The 19,600-nt window shown below is 37.7% G+C and carries 23 protein-coding genes and 2 pseudogenes; 19 read left to right on the forward strand and 6 right to left on the reverse strand.

Annotated features, from left to right (window positions below; genetic code table 11):
* Window positions 1-67: 67 nt before the first annotated feature.
* The 3 genes and pseudogenes from aspS (at window position 68) to FGL31_RS17640 (ending at window position 4,208) form a co-directional block, all read left to right on the forward strand.
* Window positions 68-1,828 (forward strand): annotated as a pseudogene (gene aspS, locus FGL31_RS17630) (aspartate--tRNA ligase).
* A 161-nt stretch (window positions 1,829-1,989) separates the two neighbouring features.
* Window positions 1,990-3,399: a LutB/LldF family L-lactate oxidation iron-sulfur protein gene (locus FGL31_RS17635; protein ID WP_138093406.1), complete on the forward strand. Its 1,410-nt coding sequence runs from the start codon at window positions 1,990-1,992 to the stop codon at window positions 3,397-3,399.
* Window positions 3,400-3,671: 272 nt separating this feature from the next.
* Complete coding sequence (locus tag FGL31_RS17640; protein ID WP_138093409.1) at window positions 3,672-4,208, forward strand: hypothetical protein; 537 nt, start codon at window positions 3,672-3,674, stop codon at window positions 4,206-4,208.
* A 64-nt stretch (window positions 4,209-4,272) separates the two neighbouring features.
* Here FGL31_RS17640 and FGL31_RS26410 read toward each other — a convergent pair whose 3' ends face one another.
* The 3 genes from FGL31_RS26410 to FGL31_RS26420 are packed head-to-tail and all read right to left on the reverse strand — an operon-like array spanning window position 4,273 to window position 6,120.
* Window positions 4,273-5,361: a vWA domain-containing protein gene (locus FGL31_RS26410; protein WP_262709161.1), complete on the reverse strand. Its 1,089-nt coding sequence runs from the start codon at window positions 5,359-5,361 to the stop codon at window positions 4,273-4,275.
* Window positions 5,358-5,897, reverse strand: coding sequence for a von Willebrand factor type A domain-containing protein (locus FGL31_RS26415; RefSeq protein WP_232046908.1), 540 nt, complete (start codon window positions 5,895-5,897; stop codon window positions 5,358-5,360). The genes FGL31_RS26410 and FGL31_RS26415 overlap by 4 nt, the downstream gene beginning before the upstream one ends.
* 4 nt (window positions 5,898-5,901) lie before the next feature.
* A complete protein-coding gene (locus FGL31_RS26420) occupies window positions 5,902-6,120 on the reverse strand; it encodes a carboxypeptidase-like regulatory domain-containing protein (protein WP_232046909.1) in 219 nt (72 codons plus the stop codon).
* A gap of 79 nt (window positions 6,121-6,199) precedes the next feature.
* On the opposite strand from FGL31_RS26420, the gene FGL31_RS17650 reads away from it, so the two are divergent.
* The 4 genes from FGL31_RS17650 (at window position 6,200) to FGL31_RS17665 (ending at window position 8,069) form a co-directional block, all read left to right on the forward strand.
* Complete coding sequence (locus FGL31_RS17650; protein WP_232046910.1) at window positions 6,200-6,706, forward strand: RNA polymerase sigma factor; 507 nt, start codon at window positions 6,200-6,202, stop codon at window positions 6,704-6,706.
* Between the two features lie 62 nt (window positions 6,707-6,768).
* Window positions 6,769-7,068 (forward strand): hypothetical protein, encoded by a 300-nt coding sequence (locus FGL31_RS17655; RefSeq protein ID WP_138093412.1) that lies wholly within the window; start codon window positions 6,769-6,771, stop codon window positions 7,066-7,068.
* Between the two features lie 25 nt (window positions 7,069-7,093).
* Window positions 7,094-7,282 (forward strand): hypothetical protein, encoded by a 189-nt coding sequence (locus FGL31_RS17660; RefSeq protein ID WP_138093415.1) that lies wholly within the window; start codon window positions 7,094-7,096, stop codon window positions 7,280-7,282.
* A 25-nt stretch (window positions 7,283-7,307) separates the two neighbouring features.
* Window positions 7,308-8,069, forward strand: a complete 762-nt coding sequence (locus FGL31_RS17665; protein WP_138093418.1) for a carboxypeptidase-like regulatory domain-containing protein — start codon at window positions 7,308-7,310, stop codon at window positions 8,067-8,069.
* Window positions 8,070-8,347: 278 nt separating this feature from the next.
* Here the strand turns inward: FGL31_RS17665 and tsaD are convergent.
* Window positions 8,348-9,350 (reverse strand): annotated as a pseudogene (gene tsaD / locus FGL31_RS17670) (tRNA (adenosine(37)-N6)-threonylcarbamoyltransferase complex transferase subunit TsaD).
* A gap of 43 nt (window positions 9,351-9,393) precedes the next feature.
* On the opposite strand from tsaD, the gene FGL31_RS17675 reads away from it, so the two are divergent.
* The 8 genes from FGL31_RS17675 to FGL31_RS17710 all read left to right on the forward strand — a co-directional run bounded on the left by FGL31_RS17675 (window position 9,394) and on the right by FGL31_RS17710 (window position 13,831).
* Window positions 9,394-10,170 (forward strand): DUF748 domain-containing protein, encoded by a 777-nt coding sequence (locus FGL31_RS17675; protein ID WP_262709259.1) that lies wholly within the window; start codon window positions 9,394-9,396, stop codon window positions 10,168-10,170.
* A gap of 14 nt (window positions 10,171-10,184) precedes the next feature.
* Complete coding sequence (locus FGL31_RS17680) at window positions 10,185-10,451, forward strand: hypothetical protein (RefSeq protein ID WP_138093424.1); 267 nt, start codon at window positions 10,185-10,187, stop codon at window positions 10,449-10,451.
* A 105-nt stretch (window positions 10,452-10,556) separates the two neighbouring features.
* A complete protein-coding gene (locus FGL31_RS17685) occupies window positions 10,557-10,826 on the forward strand; it encodes a hypothetical protein (protein WP_138093427.1) in 270 nt (89 codons plus the stop codon).
* 511 nt (window positions 10,827-11,337) lie between these two features.
* A complete protein-coding gene (locus FGL31_RS17690) occupies window positions 11,338-11,757 on the forward strand; it encodes a hypothetical protein (protein WP_138093430.1) in 420 nt (139 codons plus the stop codon).
* On the forward strand, window positions 11,738-12,016 hold the full coding sequence (locus FGL31_RS17695) for a hypothetical protein (RefSeq protein ID WP_138093433.1): 279 nt from the start codon (window positions 11,738-11,740) through the stop codon (window positions 12,014-12,016). Before FGL31_RS17690 ends, FGL31_RS17695 begins: the two co-directional genes overlap by 20 nt.
* A 42-nt stretch (window positions 12,017-12,058) precedes the next feature.
* Window positions 12,059-13,111 carry a translocation/assembly module TamB domain-containing protein gene (locus tag FGL31_RS28280; protein ID WP_138093436.1) on the forward strand — a complete coding sequence of 351 codons (1,053 nt, stop codon included), beginning with the start codon at window positions 12,059-12,061 and terminating at the stop codon, window positions 13,109-13,111.
* Window positions 13,083-13,505 (forward strand): translocation/assembly module TamB domain-containing protein, encoded by a 423-nt coding sequence (locus FGL31_RS28285; protein ID WP_262709260.1) that lies wholly within the window; start codon window positions 13,083-13,085, stop codon window positions 13,503-13,505. The genes FGL31_RS28280 and FGL31_RS28285 overlap by 29 nt, the downstream gene beginning before the upstream one ends.
* A 29-nt stretch (window positions 13,506-13,534) precedes the next feature.
* A complete protein-coding gene (locus FGL31_RS17710; RefSeq protein WP_138093442.1) occupies window positions 13,535-13,831 on the forward strand; it encodes a hypothetical protein in 297 nt (98 codons plus the stop codon).
* Here the strand turns inward: FGL31_RS17710 and FGL31_RS17715 are convergent.
* Window positions 13,824-14,111: a hypothetical protein gene (locus FGL31_RS17715; RefSeq protein ID WP_138093445.1), complete on the reverse strand. Its 288-nt coding sequence runs from the start codon at window positions 14,109-14,111 to the stop codon at window positions 13,824-13,826. The genes FGL31_RS17710 and FGL31_RS17715 overlap by 8 nt on opposite strands.
* Window positions 14,112-14,273: 162 nt before the next feature.
* Between FGL31_RS17715 and FGL31_RS23830 the strand changes: the two genes are divergently transcribed.
* From FGL31_RS23830 to FGL31_RS17730, 4 genes are all read left to right on the forward strand, one after another.
* On the forward strand, window positions 14,274-14,453 hold the full coding sequence (locus FGL31_RS23830; protein WP_197734305.1) for a hypothetical protein: 180 nt from the start codon (window positions 14,274-14,276) through the stop codon (window positions 14,451-14,453).
* A 38-nt stretch (window positions 14,454-14,491) separates the two neighbouring features.
* On the forward strand, window positions 14,492-15,166 hold the full coding sequence (locus FGL31_RS17720; RefSeq protein WP_197734306.1) for a helix-turn-helix domain-containing protein: 675 nt from the start codon (window positions 14,492-14,494) through the stop codon (window positions 15,164-15,166).
* Window positions 15,167-15,259: 93 nt separating this feature from the next.
* On the forward strand, window positions 15,260-16,213 hold the full coding sequence (locus FGL31_RS17725) for an MBL fold metallo-hydrolase (protein WP_138093448.1): 954 nt from the start codon (window positions 15,260-15,262) through the stop codon (window positions 16,211-16,213).
* A 46-nt stretch (window positions 16,214-16,259) separates the two neighbouring features.
* Complete coding sequence (locus tag FGL31_RS17730; protein ID WP_138093451.1) at window positions 16,260-17,261, forward strand: aldo/keto reductase; 1,002 nt, start codon at window positions 16,260-16,262, stop codon at window positions 17,259-17,261.
* Window positions 17,262-17,334: 73 nt separating this feature from the next.
* Here the strand turns inward: FGL31_RS17730 and FGL31_RS17735 are convergent, their stop codons facing one another.
* Window positions 17,335-19,572 carry a Tex family protein gene (locus tag FGL31_RS17735; protein WP_138093454.1) on the reverse strand — a complete coding sequence of 746 codons (2,238 nt, stop codon included), beginning with the start codon at window positions 19,570-19,572 and terminating at the stop codon, window positions 17,335-17,337.
* Between the last annotated feature and the right edge of the window lie 28 nt (window positions 19,573-19,600).

Genomic DNA, 19,600 nt, shown 5'->3' on the forward strand with positions numbered 1-19,600 from the left:
ATAGATAATATTCTTTATTCTCGCATAAATCCGATAATTTTGTGGGTCAATAAAAATTGAGATAATCATGCACAGAACACATACTTGTGGCGAATTAAGAATTGAAGATTTAGGAAAAAACAGTAACCCTGTCTGGATGGGTACAAAAATCACGTGACTTAGGTGGAATGACTTTCATTGATGTACGTGATAGATATGGAATAACACAACTGACGTTCAATAGCGAGGATGATGAAACCCTGTGCAGCAATGCACGTGATTTGGGTAGAGAATATGTAATTAAGGTAACAGGAACCGTTATAGAACGCTCAAGCAAAAACCCAAAACTCCCTACCGGAGACATTGAAATCAAAGTGAGTAATTTAGAAATTCTGAATGAGTCAAAATTACCTCCATTTACTATAGAAGATGAAACTGATGGTGGTGAAGACATCAGAATGAAATATCGTTACCTTGACATCCGCAGAAACCCTGTTAAAAACAGCTTGCTATTCCGTCATAAAGTAACACAAGAGGTCAGAAATTATTTATCAGGGTTGGATTTCTGCGAAATCGAAACGCCTTATTTAATAAAGTCTACTCCAGAAGGTGCAAGAGATTTTATTGTCCCTTCACGTATGAACCCAGGCCAATTTTATGCCCTGCCACAATCCCCACAAACTTTTAAACAGTTGTTGATGGTAGGTGGAATGGACAAATATTTCCAAATCGTGAAAATGTTTCCGCGATGAGGATTTACGCGCAGATAGACAACCAGAGTTCACTCAGATTGACTGTGAAATGTCTTTCGTAGAACAAGAGGATATATTAAATGTATTTGAGGGGATGACTCGTCATTTATTGAAGACTATCCACGGCATTGAAGTCGCTGAATTTCCGAGAATGACTTTTGATGAGGCGATGCGTACTTATGGTAACGACAAACCTGATATTCGTTTTGGAATGAAATTCGGGGAATTGAATGATGTCGCTCAGCACAAGGATTTCGCTATTTTCAATAATGCAGAATTGGTGGTCGGCATTGCTGTACCGGGAGCGGCTTCTTATACCAGAAAACAGATCGATGAATTGGTAGATTGGGTAAAACGTCCTCCAAGTAGGTGCTTCAGGAATGGTATATGTAAAATGTGAAGCTGACGGCACTTTCAAATCTTCGGTAGATAAATTCTATGATCAAGCAGATTTAGCTAAATGGGCGGAAGCAAACTGGCGCTAAAGCTGGAGATTTGATTTTAATCCTTTCGGGTCCTGCAAATAAAACAAGAGCTCAACTGAGCGCACTTCGTATGGAATTGGGTAACCGTATGGGTTTACGCAAGCCTGATGAGTTTGCACCGCTATGGGTAATTGACTTCCCATTATTGGAATGGGACGAAGAGACAGAGCGTTTCCATGCTATGCACCACCCATTTACTTCTCCAAAAATTGAGGATATGCCTTTGTTGGACAGTGATCCAGGAAAAGTGCGCGCGAATGCTTATGACTTAGTGCTGAATGGTAATGAGATTGGTGGTGGATCTATCCGTATCCATGACAAAAGATATGCAAGCATTGATGTTCAAGCATCTTGGATTTACACCAGAACAAGCTCAGGACCAATTTGGTTTCTTGATGAACGCTTTCCAATATGGAGCTCCTCCACATGGTGGTTTGGCATTCGGACTTGACCGTTTGACAGCAATCTTGGGCGGACAAGAAACTATTCGAGACTTCATTGCATTCCCTAAAAACAATTCAGGACGTGATGTTATGATCGATGCGCCTGCAGAAAATTGCTAAAGAACAATTGGATGAATTGAGCATCAGCTTGATTGAACCAAAGAAATAACAATACAATCGATATTTATAAAGCGGTCTTTCTTAATTAGGTTGACCGCTTTATTATTTTCGGAATTTTTGCACAGCAGGGATTTTATAAACATTCTTGAAGGTATCACAGATAATTTTTTATCTTTAAAATTGGTTGATTTTCACGGTCAACCTTTAATTTTGCAATTAGCAACGAAATCATCCCTATGGCCACAGACAGTAGCAGATAAATTCTTGAAGGATAGTGCTTCAAAATCATTTGATTTACAGCATCGTCAGGTTATCAGTAATAATATTGATAAGTATGAGATTGCTTTTGAAAAGGGAAAGAGCAAGTTTTTTGACTTGGAGAACAGCAAGACCAAGGCTAATTTGATCAAATGGAAAGCTATTGAAAACTTGGACCGCTATTTATTGGATTTTGAGTCTAATTTTACGGCCAAGGGTGGCAAGGTTATATGGGCAAATGATGCTGCCGAGGCTCGGGAAGAGATTTGGCGCATTATGGAACATCACCAAGCCAAGTCTGTCGTGAAATCAAAATCAATGGCAACCGAAGAAATTGAACTCAATCATTTCTTGGAATCCAAAAACATCGAAACCATAGAAAGTGACCTCGGTGAATTTATAATTCAATTGCTGGGTCAAAAACCCTATCATTTCGTAACTCCTGCTATGCACTTAAGCTTGGAAGAAATTGCCAAGTTATTTCACGAAAAATTTGACACACCTCTTGAAGCAACTGCTGAGGAACTCACCATGAAGGCTCGTGAAATCCTGCGTGAGAAATACACCACTGCGGACGTAGGTATTACAGGTGCAAATTTTTTGTTGGCAGACACCGGTAGCATTGCCATTACCGAAAACGAAGGTAATGCAAGACTGACCACAACATTTCCAAAAGTTCATATCGCCGTGGTAGGAATTGAAAAAGTGTTGCCAAGCATCAATGACCTCGACTTATTTTGGCCTCTCCTATCAACGCATGGTACTGGTCAGAACCTGACCGTTTATAATACGGTACTTTCTGGTCCTCGAAAAATCTCGGAATACGACGGACCTGAGGACATGTACGTCATCTTGCTAGATAATGGAAGAACAAATGTTCTGGAACAAAAAGATCAACGCCAAGGACTTTATTGTATCCGCTGTGGAGCATGCTTGAACGTGTGTCCAATCTACCAAAATATCGGCGGACATACTTATGAAACAACCTACCAAGGCCCAATTGGCTCTCTAATTTCACCGCATCTAAATGGCATGAAGGAGTTCAAACATTTGAGTTATGCTTCTTCCCTGTGTGGTAAATGTACCGAAGTTTGTCCGGTAGGCATTGATATTCAAAAGATGTTGCTCTTGAATCGTAGAGATGCTGTACAACAAGACCTCGTGAGTTCGGTCGAGAAAAAAGGATGGAGTATGTTTACTTGGGCAATACAAAAGAGGAAACTCCTAGATTTCTTTGGCGGAAAAACCAAAAACTTCTTCGCTCGAAACTTCTTCAAAAAAGCGTGGGGCAATAAAAGAGAATTGCCAAAAATCGCCGATAAATCCTTTACTCAACAATGGAAAGAGAAAAAGAAGGATTAGATATGAGATGTGGGATGTGAGATGTGAGATTTGAGATGTGGGATTTGAGATGTGGGAAAAGAAATTGGTGAAATAAAGATTTTACTTTATTTATACTTTATTTATACTTTATTTATAATAGAAATAGGGAGTTTGGATTCAGGCTCCCTATTTTTTATTGTTGTATTTAAGGAATATAAAGAATTAATACCAAAATTGATTGTTTTTTAACACATGATTAATATTAATTAACCATTTTGACCAAAAGTAATTATCTATTAAACATTTACCGTATGAAAACAATCACATCATTGCTATGCTTGATGATTTTGGCATCCGCATTAAAAGCTCAAAAATTAGTTAACGACAGTACGTTAATGATCAATGACAGTCTGCAAATTCAAATTTATGATCAAATCCTGGTCAATGTTCCTCATTCCTATGAGTTTGTTTCTATTGAAGAGCACAAGCGTCATAATGTTAGTTTATCAAATCTAGGGAAAGTAGGTCTTGCTGCTGGTGCAACTATTGGATTAGCTGGAGTTACTTCCGAAAATTTGGGTATTGTGCATGGTGGGATTAAGGTAATTTCGGGTTCATCGGTACTTTCAGGCGCTGGATTGACACAAGAAGCCATCAATGAAATGAAGGTTTCAAAAAATGCCAAACATATTATAGGAAAAACTTTGAGAATCGTTTCATTTGAAAAGAAAGGATCAAAAAAAGATGGCTATGCGTATGAAGTCATAACAAACGTACCAGGTGAAAAGAAAAGATACAAAATCGACATTGCTCAAGCTCTTCGATTAAATGAAATTATCATTCTATAACAAAATTAAAAAACAAGCCAGGCTCAAATTGAACCTGGCTCGTTATTTTAACAACCTTACTAATCTATTTCTCAGTATCTAAAATTGATTTGCTATTTTCTGCTAGTCGAATAAATTCTGCTCTATATCCTTCATCGTCTTTTCCTTTTGCTGCTTTTGCTCTAGCCACTAAACTTTCAAAACTGGAGTTTTGCTTATAATCCGAGTTGCGAAGCAACATGCCAAATTCAGCAACAGCGGTTGCAAACCTGAAGTCTTCCGAAACTGCATCCAGAGGTTTTGCTACATTGGTTACTATCGTTTGCTGTAATTGACTCTTATCGGATTCTGGATCTTTATAACGGAACTTAACCGTTGCTAGTTCCCCATTTTTTGAACCCACATTTGGTTTATCATTATTTTGATATTTCAGTGGATCTACGGTTCCAATAATTGAGCTCTTCACACCAACAGGAATAATTTCATAAATTGCTGTTACGGTATGCCCTACCCCCATATCACCACCAAGTTTTGCATCATTATTAAAATCTTCTGCTTCCAACAAACGATTCTCATAACCTACCAATCTATAGCCTTGAACATAAGCCGGATTAAATTCCACCTGAATTTTAACGTCTTTGGCAACTGTAAACAATGTCGCACCGAACTCAGTAATCATTGCTTTCCTAGCCTCAGAGATATTATCTATATAAGCATAATTTCCATGACCTTTATTTGCTAAGGTTTCCATTTTGCTATCCTTTAGATTTCCCATGCCATAACCCAAAACCGTTAAATGAACTCCACTTTCTCTTTCTTTGGCAATTAGGTCTTCCATTGCTTCATTGCTAGATTCACCTACATTAAAGTCGCCATCAGAAGCTAATATGATTCTATTATTTCCGCCCTTGATAAAGTTTTGTCTAGCGATCTGATAAGCCTTTTTGATACCTGCTGCACCTGCAGTAGAGCCGCCAGCAACTAATTCGTCAATCGCTGTTTTAATTTTCATTTTTTGGTCACCCTTTGTACTTTCCAATGGTACCCCAGCACTTCCTGCATAGGTTACTATAGCTACTTTATCTTCTGGTCTCAACTGATCGACCAATAATTTCAAAGAAGATTGAACCAAAGGCAATTTATTATTTGCCATCATAGAACCCGAAACATTCAATCAGGGAAAACCAAATTTGAAGGCTTCAGATCTCCCTTAGGAATATCTTTAGCTTTTAATGCTATACGCATCAATTGATGTTCTTTGTTCCATGGAGCTGTCGTAAGCTCGGTATATATTTTTACAGGATCTCCATTGGTAGGTGCTTGTAGATCGTATTGAAAATAATTGATCATTTCTTCTACCCTTACCGCATCCTTTTGTGGCAACTGACCCGAATTTATTATTCTTCTCACATTACTATAAGATGCTGCATCTACATCGACTGCAAAAGTAGAAAGTGCTTCTTTGGTTGGAGAAATAAATCCATTTTCTTCAAAACGTTGATATTCCTCATTATGCTGCGGCTTAGGTTGTATATATATTCCTGCGACACGACCACGCACTTGCGCAGTGGACATAACAGTTGGTACCTGCTTCGCTTGAGATTCATAGCCAAGCACAACAATTTCTTCCAAATTATGTGATTCTGCTTTCAACAAAACATCTATCTTCTTTTTCTTACCAACTTTTATTTTCTGAGTTTCAAAACCCAAGAATTTAAATAAAAAGAACATCACTATCTTCAACCTTTATGCTGTATGCTCCATTATTGTCAGTAAGAGTTGCAGTATTTTTCCCTTGAACACTAATTTCAACTCCTGAAAGAACTGCTTTACTATCGGCGTCCTTGACAGTACCAGTAATTGTTCTTTGTTGGGCTAGTCCGCTACTACCTAGAGTAAGCAAAAGGACTATAAAAGCAAATATTTTATTCATGACTAGTAAATTTTGTCAAGGGATGCATAAAAAATCAAATTTCCATAAACGAGAAAAAAAATTTATTTTTCAGCAGTAAATGAGCAATAGGACCTTGTCAAAACAGCGCAATCAAACAGATGAAGATCTGCTCGGAGACTACCTTCGGGAAGGAGACCTCCGCTACCTAGGCGACCTCTATCAACGACATAGCGAAATGGTCTATTATGTGTGTTTACGCTATTTCAAAGAGCCTGAGCGCAGCAAGGACGCGGTCATGCAGATCTTTGAAGAACTTATCGACAAGGTAAAGAAACAAGACATCCAAGACTTCCCCCGCTGGCTTTATGTAGTCAGCAAGAACCATTGCTTAATGGCCCTGCGATCTGCAAAAAACAAGGTTGAAATTGTTACAGATAATTTTGTGGAATTTTCTATGAACCTGCATCAGGAGGAAAACTATCAAGAGAGGGAGGAACAATTATTGAGATTAGAAAGCTGTTTGGATACATTGATCGAGAAACAAAAAAGAAGTATCCAATTATTCTTTATCGAACAGAAATGCTACAAAGAAGTGGTAGAAATAACCGGCTATAGCATGGAATGACGTAAAGAGTTTTATCCAAAACGGCAAAAGAAATCTTAAAAACTGCATGGAAAGGAATTCTCATGAATAAGAACTTTGACATAGCCTACTTACGTAAATACGTGAACGGAGAACTGAGCAGCTCCGAGATGTATGCTATTGAAAAAGCTAGCCATGAGGATGAATTTTTAATGGACGTCCTTATGGGGTTGGAAGAAGAAAAGAAACTCAAAAAACCACTTGATGTTTCCGACCTGCATACTCCAATATTTGAAAGAAGTCATGAACCAAAAATACGCTCCTTTAGAAGTTATAGATTATTAGGTATTGCAGCATCCTTGTTATTAGTTTTTGGGTATTGGGACCATTTGGTTTCTAAATAAAGACCAAAAACAATTACATGAGACCTTGGAGGCGGCATCCGTTGAGCCAGCAGAGGTACCAACCGACACCACACTGAACAGTATAAACCTGGACAGTCTGGAAGGTCAAAGCGACGAGGAAACATTGATAGCAATGGCAAGTCCTGAGGCAGCGCCGACTGAAGAATTAAAAGACAGCCGATCTTCAAAAACAAACTGCGTCAGCAGCACCTAAACAAGCCAATGAAGTAGACAGGATTGTGGCTCAAAACAAAGATATCTTTCTGAAAGAAGTGCCAAGAGCAGATACCAGTGGTTTTTCTGATAAAGACGAGTTGCGTATTGCTAGTAATTATGCGCCTGAACAACAAGTTTTATCAGACAATTCTCCAGTGATTCAGATTCGCAGTAAGAAGGCTCCTCAAGCAAAATTAGCCGGAGCAGTCAGTGGAATACAGGTAGACAGAGTATCTTCTTTGCAAGATGTTAAAAAACTTGCTACCGGAAGAGTATTGGATCAGCAGTCGGGAAGACCAATTGCCAATGCTTCGGTAAGAGATATTAAAACTAATGATGTGGTGATGACTGATGCAAATGGTGAATATGTAATGCCTTTGACTTCGGATAATCAGAAATTGGAAATCTTATCATTAGGCTATGAAAAAGCAAACATCATTGCCAGCAACAATAAAATCGTGCAATTGGAGCCAAGTTTTGCTCAATTGGATGAAGTTGTAGTTGTAGGTTATGGTGGCAAATCGCCGAAAGTAAAATCCGAACCTTTGGTGGGATGGGTCGCTTACAAAAAATACATAAACGACAATTCCTATCAAACCTTGTTAGGCAAAGGTTCTGTTACCTTGATATTCGACATCTCTACATTTGGACGTCCGATTGATATCACCGTTAAGAAAACAAGCAACCCAGAACTAAACCAAAAAGCCATTCAAATTATTCAAAATGGCCCAGACTGGAAAAAAGGAAACGATGGAAAGAAAATCGAAGTGAAAATTAGTTTTTAGGTAGGTTAGACAGTAGACATAAGACATAAGACTATTTCTGGATCTCTAATATCTTATGTCTATAACCAAAAGTCTAAACCTCATTATTGCTGATGGACTAATGTCTTATGTCATATGTCTATAACCACAAGGCAAAACCCCCATTCTTGTTGATGGTCCAAAGTTTTATGTCTATAAACACAATTCTAAATCCCATTCTTGGTGATGGACTAATGTTTTAGATCTAAAGTCTAATGTCTTGTGTCTTATGTCTAATGTCTATTACCACAACTATATGCCTAAACCCCCATTCTTGCTAATGGTCCGATGTCTTGACCGATGAAATCTTGTTTTAGGAAACTTTTGATATCCTGCAATTGCGATCATTGCAGCATTATCGGTGCAATATTCGAATTTAGGAATAAAGACATTCCAGTTATATTTTTGGCCCATTTCTAGGAGACCGTTGCGGAGTCCTGAGTTTGCTGACACCCCGCCTGCGATAGCAATATCCTTTACTCCGGTTTGTTTCGCTGCTTTTTTAAGCTTATTCAATAATATCGAAACGATTCTACTTTGCACGGATGCACATAGATCATCCATTCTTTCGTCCAAGAAATTAGGATTCTTTTTAATTTCATCTTGCACTAAATATAGAATAGCAGTTTTCAGTCCCGAGAAGCTAAAATTAAGTTCGGGAATCTGAGGTTCTGGTAATTTAAAGGCATTTGGGTCACCATCTTTAGCGTGCTTATCTATCAATGGTCCACCTGGATAAGGGAGATTCAAGATTTTGGCAGTTTTATCAAAGGCTTCACCTGCGGCGTCATCCAATGTTTCTCCGATAAGGTCCATTTCAAAATAATCTTTTACCAATACAATTTGTGTATGGCCTCCTGAAACCGTAAGGCATAAGAACGGAAAATTCGGTTTTGGATTATCAATAAAGTGGGCTAATATATGTGCCTGCATATGATTCACCTCAATCAATGGAATATCTAGGGCAAGAGCAAACGACTTTGCAAAAGAAGTTCCTACCAATAAAGCACCTAAAAGTCCAGGTCCACGCGTAAAAGCTACTGCATCTATATCATTTTTCCGTATTTTAGCAGAAGCGATAGCTTGGTCTACTGTTGGAATAATATTTTGTTGATGTGCTCGAGAAGCTAACTCAGGAACTACACCCCCATATTTAGCGTGAATTGCTTGACTAGCAATAATATTTGACTTAATTTCGCCATCTATACATATAGAGGCCGAAGTTTCATCACATGAAGATTCTATTCCTAGAATAATGGCCATTTTGAGAGAAGTATAAAATTTAATTTACAAAAGTATCAAAAAAATACTTAAAATAACGTTAATAAGCCTGCTCAGCATCTTAGCCCTGCTGTCAATTCTGCTATTCTCTCTACAGTTTTCCGCTGTTCAAACATATGTTACCAAAAAAGTCGCTAAATATCTTTCTAAGGAGTTGAATGCAAATGTTGAGATTGGAAAGATTTATTTCAAGCCCTTTTCAGAACTCAACCTCTACGACTTCAATCTTTCCGATTCAAAAGGAAACCCTATACTTTCAGCAAAGAAGCTCAATGCAGATCTGATCTTAACAGATTATTTTCAGAACAAGATTGTCATCGAAAGATTAAATATTGAAAAGGCGTATGTGGATTTTCAAGTTTACAAGGACAGTTCGAACCTTAAGTTCTTAATAGATTATTTTGCTCCGAAAAAGAAAAAAGATCAAACTCCAAAGAAGAAAATGGAGCTAAAGCTTTACGAAGTTAATTTGGTAGACAATTATGTCAAAATCATTAACCATACGCAGAAGCATCATAGCCGTGGTGTTGATTTCTCCGATATTGAGTTAACCCACCTAACTGGAAATTTCAGTAAAATTGAGCAAGATTCCACAACTCTGAAAGCAATTATTAAAAAGCTTTCTTTCCAAGAGAAATCTGGCTTTAAAGTGAAGGAATTAAGTTCTCATGCAGTCGTAACGGACAAGTTCATGGAATTTGACAATTTAAAGCTCTTGACTAACAACTCCACGCTTGGAAATTACTTAAAATTCAGCTATAAAGATTTTGGAGATTTCGGAGATTTTTGTAAAGAAAGTTAAACATAGATTCCGAGATGGAAAATGTCTTTGTTGATTCTAAGGACATTGAATACTTTGCACCTGACATGAAATTTGTCAGATTTAAAGCGGAAGTAAATCAAGGAAATGTCAAGGGCACTGTAGCCAATATCCGCGTCCAGAATGCCGATATAGAAACCGGGGATGAAACCAGGTTAATTGGGGATTTCAATATTAAAGGTCTGCCAAATATCAATAAAACCATTTTTGACTTTTCAGGCCGAACGATTGCAGACTTACTGCTCAAGATATTGAAAAATTAGTTCCTGAACTTTCAAATAGAGGTTCTTTTACCCTACCAGAACAACTTCATAGATTAGGATTAATAAGATTTGCTGGTTCATTTAATGGCTTATATAATTTATTTGATGTCAAAGGAAGATTTTGAAACAGAATTGGGTCTTCTCAATACGGAGAGTCACATCAATATCCAGAAAAACATCGTTTACGCAGGAAACCTTCAGAGTGATGATTTCCAAATCGGAAACCTCATCAACAGCAACAGCATAAAAAACAGCGCATTTGATTTAAATTTTGATGGCCAAAACCTAGATTTCAAAGGAAATCCAATTGAACATCATTGGAGATTTAAGGAATTTTCAAATGGGCAACAATCAATACGACAGCATTTCTGTTGACGCCTTCTTATTTGAAAGAGCAGATTGAGGCTAATGGTCATATCAGCGATTAAAAATGTAGCCTTAGCCTATGACGGTAAAATAAAATCTCCAGGAAGAGCAAAGTGTCTATAATGTGGATGCCCAAATTGATATGATCAATTTGAAAAAGCTGGGTTTTGTGACTAAGGATAGCATTTATAATTTATGATTCCAATATCAGCACACATTTAACGGGGAACAATCTCAACAATCTAAACGGGGACTTACGTGCCAACCAGATTTCCATGGAAACTTCAAAGGGTAAGTTCACGATTGATGATGTTTATTTTTCTGCTGAAGGAAATGAAATGGATAGGTCCTTGATACTTAAATCCAATGTGATGGGATGCAGAGGTTAGAGGTATAATTGACCTCAATACCATTGTTCCATATTTTAAGGCATTGGCGATGCGCTATGCTCCAGCAATAGGATTAGAAACAGAGGCATATAACCCGCAGTTATTTGATTTAGATCTCAATATAAAGTCATTTGAAGCGGTATCCAGCGTTTTTAGACCCAACCTTAACCTTGGAAGATGGCGCCACTTTGGAAGCTCACTTTTCGTCGGAAGACTTTACCGCCCAGTTTACTGCCTTCAGCCCATTTGTAAAATATCAAGGGGTTAATTTACAGAACCTGACCATCAATGAAAATGCAGATCAAAATGCTTTTTCACTCAACTTAAAAGCAGATAAAGTATTTTTAACAGACAGCATATTTGTTAATAATGTTGAAATAAACAATATCCTCTCCAATGATAGTCTTTTATTTAATATTAAAGCAGCAGAAGATACTGATGAAAACTTTATGAGGTTAAATGGAAACATACATTTTGCCCATAATAAACCTGCTTACATCAGGTTTGACGAATCTACGATTGTCTTGAATTATGAAACCTTGGACTTTTAATACCGATGCTGAAATGCGGGTTTCAAAAGGAAAGTTTTACTTGGATAATTTAGTAGCTTCACAAGGAAATCAAAAGGTGGAATTCAATGGAGTGTTATCAAATGAAGATGACAAATTAGAAGTTCAATTCAGCAGATTTAATCTACACTCACTAGAATCGGTCACAAAACCTATGGGGATCCATTTGGATGGTGAGTTAAATGGTCATATTGAAGTGCATTCGATCTTTAAAAAAACCGTTACTTATCAGCGAATGTAAGCACTACCCCAATGGTTTGGAAACCAAATTCCAATAGGACAGATGGTCTTATTGGCAGATTTCGACCCTGAGTCCAAAGTTGCAAATTTAGACTTTCAGCTATTGGATGACCGAAAAAGGGGGTTGACCCTGAATGGAACTTATCAAGTTGTTTCTGGGGATCAGGCTATCAATTTAAAAGGTAGATTGACACAAGCAGAACTTATATTGTTCCAACCATTTATTCGCAACCTAGCTTCGGATCTGCAAGGAAAAATGGATGCAGAATTAAATATAGGTGGCACTCTTCAAAATCCACTCATCAATGGTACTGCTCATATAGAAAGTGCATCTTTCAAAGTGAACTATCTTAAAACTACCTATAATCTGAATAGTCAATCGGTCATGATTGATCAGAATAAAGTTATGATGAATAACTTGACCTTTACTGATATCAAAGGTCATCAAGCTGTTGCGGGTGGAGTTGTGGATCTTTCAAAATTAGCTAACCCTTACATTGATGTTAATGTAGCAACAAACAATGTAATGATTTTGAATACGACCTATAAGGACAATAATCTTTATTATGGTACTGCATATGCTACTGGTACATATCAATTCAAAGGGTTTACCTCGGCAATTGACATCAATATCAAGGCAAGATCGGAAGAAAATACTACCATTACCATTCCTTTCAATACAGCCATGACGGTTTCAGAAAGTGACTTTATTTATTTTGTCAGTAAAGATTCTACGGAAAACCAAGAGAATGCATCTCGTTACTTTTTGAAAGGCATGACGATGAATATGGACCTAGAGCTTACACCTGCTGCTGAGGTAAACCTACAAACCGACATTGGTTCGCTAAAAGGAACGGGTACGGGAGAGATAAGTTTGAAGGTTTCGAGTTTGGGGGATTTTGAAATGTTTGGCGACTATGCCGTAAATTCTGGAAAATTCCATTTTACAGCTCAAGATTTTATCAATAAATATTTTGACCTTAAGCAAGGTGGTACTATCCGTTGGACAGGATCTCCTTCTGGTGCGACGGTAAAATATTACTGCAGTCTACCAACAAAGAACATCCATACGGGACTTATACAATGCCGCAGGTAGAGCTGGGCAGGATGAAAGGGTATTAGCTCAGGCCGATATGATCATCAAAGGAACGCTTAGTCAACCCGATGTATCATTTGATTTAAACTTCCCGCAAACACCTTATGTTAAGGATGAGTTGCAGGCTTATTTTTCAGATGCAAACAACGTAAACCAACAAGCCCTGAGTTTAATTATCCGAAGGAGTTTTACAGCCAACAATTCTGGAGAGCTTGGAAGGGAAGTAAATAACACGCTCCTATCTGCAGGAACTGAGATTGCATTCAACCAATTGAACAATATCTTAGCCCAATCCTTAAACATTAATTTTTTGGACTTCAATATCCGATCATTGAATGATGCATCAGCGTCGTTTAGATTCTTTGATGACCGATTGGTATTGACTGGAGGATAGTAGACCGTAGAAATATTCAAACAACAGATTTGACTTTCTTCTCAAATCAAGTAGCTACGGATGCTGAGTTGACCTATAAAATCAGAAGGGATGGAAGCCTTATGTTCAGAGCATATAACAGGCTAAATACGAGGAATATTTTATTTACACCTACTGATGATTACATCAATGCTGTAGGATTGGTATACCGTACAGAATTCAATACCCTAGGTGAGTTTTGGAAAAAGATGTGGACTTTTAAACCTCGGAGAGACACCATTCCTACGATCCCTACTATTTCACAAGATAGTATCAAGAATTCATCTCAGCTGCCCGCAGCTAACTAAGATATTTTTCCAAAAGATATTCTCTTTCTTCATCTAGAGAACCTTTAAATTCTGGTTGTTTAGCACGATTGTACCAATATCTAGCATTCCACAGATCACCCTCTACCCTATGCAAATAAGCATGGACATGAGCAGACACCATATCATTCAATTGATCGATGAGGTCATGCGCTTTTTTCCAATCTCCGTTGGCATCATACCATAAGGATTTGATCTGTACATCCCAGTCTGGGTTTGGTTGAGGATTGTTAAGGGTGGCTTTAAATTCTTGTAGTGTCATGGAATTAAGTTGATTTTTATTACAATAATTAAATATCATATTTAGTCTTCAAATATCCTTAAAGATAGGTATTTCGACATTTTAGCTTTCAAAAATATTAAGGAACTGTAAAGTTTATATTAATTACAAAATTATTTTATTTGAATTTCTTAATTTTGATCTATGAAATTAAGAGAGGATATAATAGAGTTTTATGATCGGATTCATTATGATGCTCAGGAGGTAGTTTCTCAGGACCGGCCACACATCAATGTATTTGAGCGCTCTTCATGTATTGGATCTATGCCTTATTCCCGAAGGGATTATTATAAAGTCACATTGATTCAGGGAAGGGAACACTAGAGTATGCTGACAAGACATTTGAAATAAAACAAAGTGCCTTGCTATTTTCGACTCCCAAAATTCCTTACAGGTGGAAAGGCGACGGAGGTGAACAACCAGGCTGGTTTTGTATTTTCAATGAAGCTTTTGTTAAAAAACAGGATGACTTTTTATACAATCTTCCAATGTTTCAAATTGGCACCGATAAGCTTTTCTATTTAACTGAGGAAACTGAAAGCTTGATTTCAGTATTATTTAAGGAGATGGTTGCTGAAAACTCTTCTAATTATCAATTTAAGCAAGAAATATTAAGAAGCTACCTGCATTTGATAATTCATCAGGTCATAAAATCCAAACCTTTTGCATCAAACAATTATGAGCACAATGCATCAGAGCGTCTAGCCATGCTATTTTTGGAGTTACTTGAGCGTCAGTTTCCCATCGATGCCATTCATAATCAGCTCACATTAAAATCCGCGAAAGATTATGCAGATCGATTATCAGTCCACACCAACCACCTAAACCGAGCCGTAAAAGAGATAACGGGAGAGACCACCTCCTATCACATTTCGAATAGAATCATTGCAGAAGCAAATGAATTACTTCGGTATACTAACTGGCCGATATCAGAAGTAGCTTATTCGCTAGGTTTTGAATACCCCGCATATTTCAATAATTTTTATAAAAAACATACAGGTAAAACACCGCGAGAAATAAGAAAGCTGGCAGTTTAAGCTTTATTATTTGAATTTTATAATTTTTAGTTTGAATCGATCGTAAATTTCAAAGGATTCGCTTTTAGCTTTGACTTAAGAAAAATTACGATTATGAACAAACAAACTTCAAGATTGCTTATTCATGAGGAAGAGAAAACTCCAATTGTAAGAAAAGCAAATTTCCAAAAGTTAGCATTCGATAATTACAAGCTTACGATATTATCGGATGGATTTATACCCCGTCAACCTATTTACCCGGATTTTGCACCCGAAACCTCTAGAGAAGTTCTAGAACAGCTCTTGCTATTAAACGTGAGATCAATAGAAACAATTGATTTAGAAATCAATACAGTTTTAATTGAAACAGAAAACAAGAAAATACTGCTGGATGTTGGCTTGGGAAAATCTAATGAAAATCCAGATATCGGTTGGTTGGTCGATAGTCTGTCATTATCAGGAGTAAGACCTGATGAAATCACCGATATTATTATTTCACATTTACATCCTGATCATATTGGAGGATTATATGGCTTAAATAATAGTATAAACTATCCCAATGCTCGCATCCATCTGTCAGAACTTGAATGCACTTTTTGGAGAAACGCTCAATTATCTGATTTTACAGAAAGTGGTATCTATCATATGGATCGTGAAGGATTAAAACAAATCATCCAAATGATACCATCTATGTTAGAAGACTTCAAGCACCAGATTGAGTACATTGATTTCACAAAAGGACTTTTTGGCTTCCTCTCCTTCCTGCCAACACCAGGACACACTCCTGGAATGTTTAGCACTAAAATATGTAGCGACCATCAATCTGTTACTTATATTGCAGATTTAGCTCATCATGAGCTTATACAATTTGAACATCCTGAATGGTCATTTTCTGGAGACCACAATCCCAAATTGGCAGCAGAGACCCGGATCAATTTTTTCCATGATTTTAACAATACTCAAGAATTAGTTATTGGATCTCACCTCCCTTGGCCAGGAATTGGAAGAATTAATTCAAGCGAAGGAGAAAATCGATTTGATTGGAATCCATATGGATCCATAAGTTAAGCCAAAGGAGTTTTATAAATATGATATCACATTAAATAATATAAACATGAAAACGAGAAAATTAGGAAATACAGGCGAGCGTTTGTCAGCTATAGGTTTGGGCTGTATGCCTTTGAGTACAGTTTACGGTCATACTGATAAATCAGAAAGTATTAAATTACTACATGAAGCATTAGATTTAGGAGTAAACTTTTGGGACACTGCAGACATGTATGGTAATGGTGAAAACGAAGAAATTATTTCAACCGTATTAAAAGACAACAGGGATAAAATTTTCATTGCAACAAAATTTGGGTTTCGATTCAATGATACTGAAAACACCGTTCACAGTCCATTTAATTCTTATTTTGACGGGTCACCAGAATGGATGCGACAAGCCGTCGAATTGAGTCTAAAAAGATTGAAGGTAGATGTTATCGATCTGTATTATGCTCATCGAGTTGATCCCAATATCCCAATTGAGGAAACAGTTGGAGCAATGGCAGAATTGGTGAAGGAAGGGAAGGTTAGATATCTTGGACTTTCTGAAGCTTCATCCGAATCATTAAAAAAGGCAAATGCGATCCATCCAATTGCAGCATTACAAAGTGAATATTCAGTTTTGACGAGAGAAGTAGAAAAGGACATTCTTGCTACAGCTCGGTCATTAAATATTTCGTTAATACCATACTCTCCATTAGCAAGAGGTTTATTTAATATTATTAACCAAACGCGAGATTTCCAAGAAGGAGACTTCAGAAAAAATCTCCCTAGATTCCAAGACGAAAATCTAGAAAACAATATCATGTTGGCAGAGGCTTGGAATGAATTTGCAAAAACAAAGGAGATTAGTGGAACTCAATTAGCGTTAGCCTGGGTCCTTGCCCAAGGAGAGGATATCATACCGATTCCAGGGACTAAACGTTCGAAATATTTAAGGGAAAACATAGAAGCAGTATCTATTGAACTTTCTCCAGAGGATTTGCAGCAGATAGATGAAATATTGATTAAATACCCTAATACGGGAGAACGTTATCCTGAAGCGTCCCTAAAATTAGTAAACAATTAATCGGTTATAGATAAAAAGAAAGCTTGGGAATTAATTCACCAAGCTTTCTTTTTATTTATACCTTAAGATTTCCCTACTTAAACTTGCTTGCCAATGCAGCTAGCTTAGCGGCCATATCGGTTTCTGGAGCTTTCTCTTGACGGCGGTCAGAACGCTTCTCAGAATGCTTCCTTGGTGCTTTATCTTCAGTTTTCATCGATAAACTGATTCTGTTTCTTTTTTCATCAACTTCCGTTACTGTGACCTGAACCTGCTGTTGAACTTTTACAATTTCATGTGGATCAGATACGTAATGATTTGCCAATTGACTTAAATGCACCAAACCATCTTGGTGAACACCGATATCAACAAAAGCACCGAAATTAGTAATGTTAGTTACAATTCCTGGAAGCTTCATTCCGATTTTCAAGTCAGCGATGCTATTTACACCTTCAGTAAATGAAAATGCTTCAAATTTATCACGAGGATCCAAACCTGGTTTTGCCAACTCTGCCATGATATCATTCAATGTAGGAAGACCTACTTCCTCGGAGATATATTTTTTCAGGTCGACACTTTTTCTCACTTGATCATCTTTCATCAGATCCTGGATGGATACATTCAAGTCCTTAGCCATTTTTTCAACCAAAGCGTATCGCTCAGGATGTACAGCTGAAGAATCTAATGGGTGCTCTGCATTACGAATTCTTAAGAATCCCGCTGCTTGTTCGAAAGCTTTATCGCCTAATCTAGGTACTTTCTTCAATTCACGGCGTGAACTGAATGGACCATTTTCTTTTCTATAATTAACGATTTGTTGTGCCAATGCCGGACCTAATCCTGAAATATAAGATAAGATTTGTTTTGAGGCTGTGTTTAGTTCTACTCCTACCGAGTTTACACAGGACATAACAGTATCATCAAGGGCAGATTGCAGCTTATTTTGGTCAACATCATGTTGGTATTGACCAACACCAATTGATTTAGGATCGATTTTAACGAGTTCTGCCAATGGATCCATTAGTCTTCTGCCTATGGAAACGGCACCTCTAACGGTAACATCATGCTCTGGAAACTCTTCGCGCGCGACTTCCGATGCAGAATAGATAGAAGCACCACTTTCATTGACCATCACGATGGTCGCACCTGGCATATTCATTTTACGGATAAAATCCTCCGTTTCACGTCCGGCTGTACCATTACCAATAGCAATTGCTTCAATATCATAAGAAGATATCAACCGTTTAACAATACGTTCAGCTTCAGCTTGGCCTCCAGCACCGTTATGAGGGAAGATTGCCGTATTCTCCAACAGATTGCCTTGCGCATCCAGAACCACAGTTTTACATCCTGTCCTGAATCCTGGGTCAATAGCCAATAAACGTTTCTGACCAAGGGGAGCAGCCAATAATAATTGCCTTACGTTGTCTGCAAAAACTTTGATTGCTTCTTCATCCGCTTTCTGCCTAGTTAGCACACGGATTTCAGTTTCCATTGATGGCTTCAACAGGCGTTTATAGCTATCTGCTAATGCCAATGAAACTTGATTACTGGCTTCATTATTTCCTTTGATATATAGCTTTTCGATTCCAGGGACTACATCGGATTCAGCAACATCAATATCAAGATATAAAAGCTCTTCTTTTTCACCTCTTCTCATTGCAAGAACACGGTGTGATGGAGCATCTTTCAAGGATTCAGTCCAATCGAAATAGTCTTTGTATTTCAAGGCTGCTTCTTCTTTTCCAGGCACTACCCTGGATACGAAATTTGATTTGTTTAAGATTGCCTTTCTTGCATGGGCTCTCACTTGTGCATCTTCGGCAATTTGTTCTGCGATGATGTCACGAGCACCAGCTAAGGCCTCTTCAATTGAAGTTACAGCTTTCTCTTCATCAATATATGAACCTGCTGCTGTCTCAACATCTATTTTATCCTGCGCCAATAATAACTCAGCCAAGGGTTGCAATCCTTTTTCACGAGCGACAGATGCTCTTGTTTTACGCTTCGGTTTATAAGGAAGGTAGATATCTTCCAGAGCTGCCATGGTTTCGGCAGACTTCACTTGAATTTCAAGTTCAGGGGTTAGCTTCCCTTGTTCAGAGATGGATTTCAGAACCGCATCCTTGCGTTTGTCAAGGTCTCTCAATTGTTGCATTCTATCCCGAATTGCTGTGATCTGAACCTCATCCAGGCTTCCTGTCAATTCTTTACGGTATCTGGCAATAAATGGCACCGTCGCACCTTCATCCAAAAGGTTGATGGTGGTATTCACTTGTTTCTCGCTAATCGACAACTCTTTCGATACGATAATCTCGTGTGATGTAATCATATATAAATCTAAATGGAAATAATAAAGC

Origin of the sequence: Sphingobacterium daejeonense (assembly GCF_901472535.1) — a bacterium.
Lineage (GTDB): Bacteria > Bacteroidota > Bacteroidia > Sphingobacteriales > Sphingobacteriaceae > Sphingobacterium > Sphingobacterium daejeonense.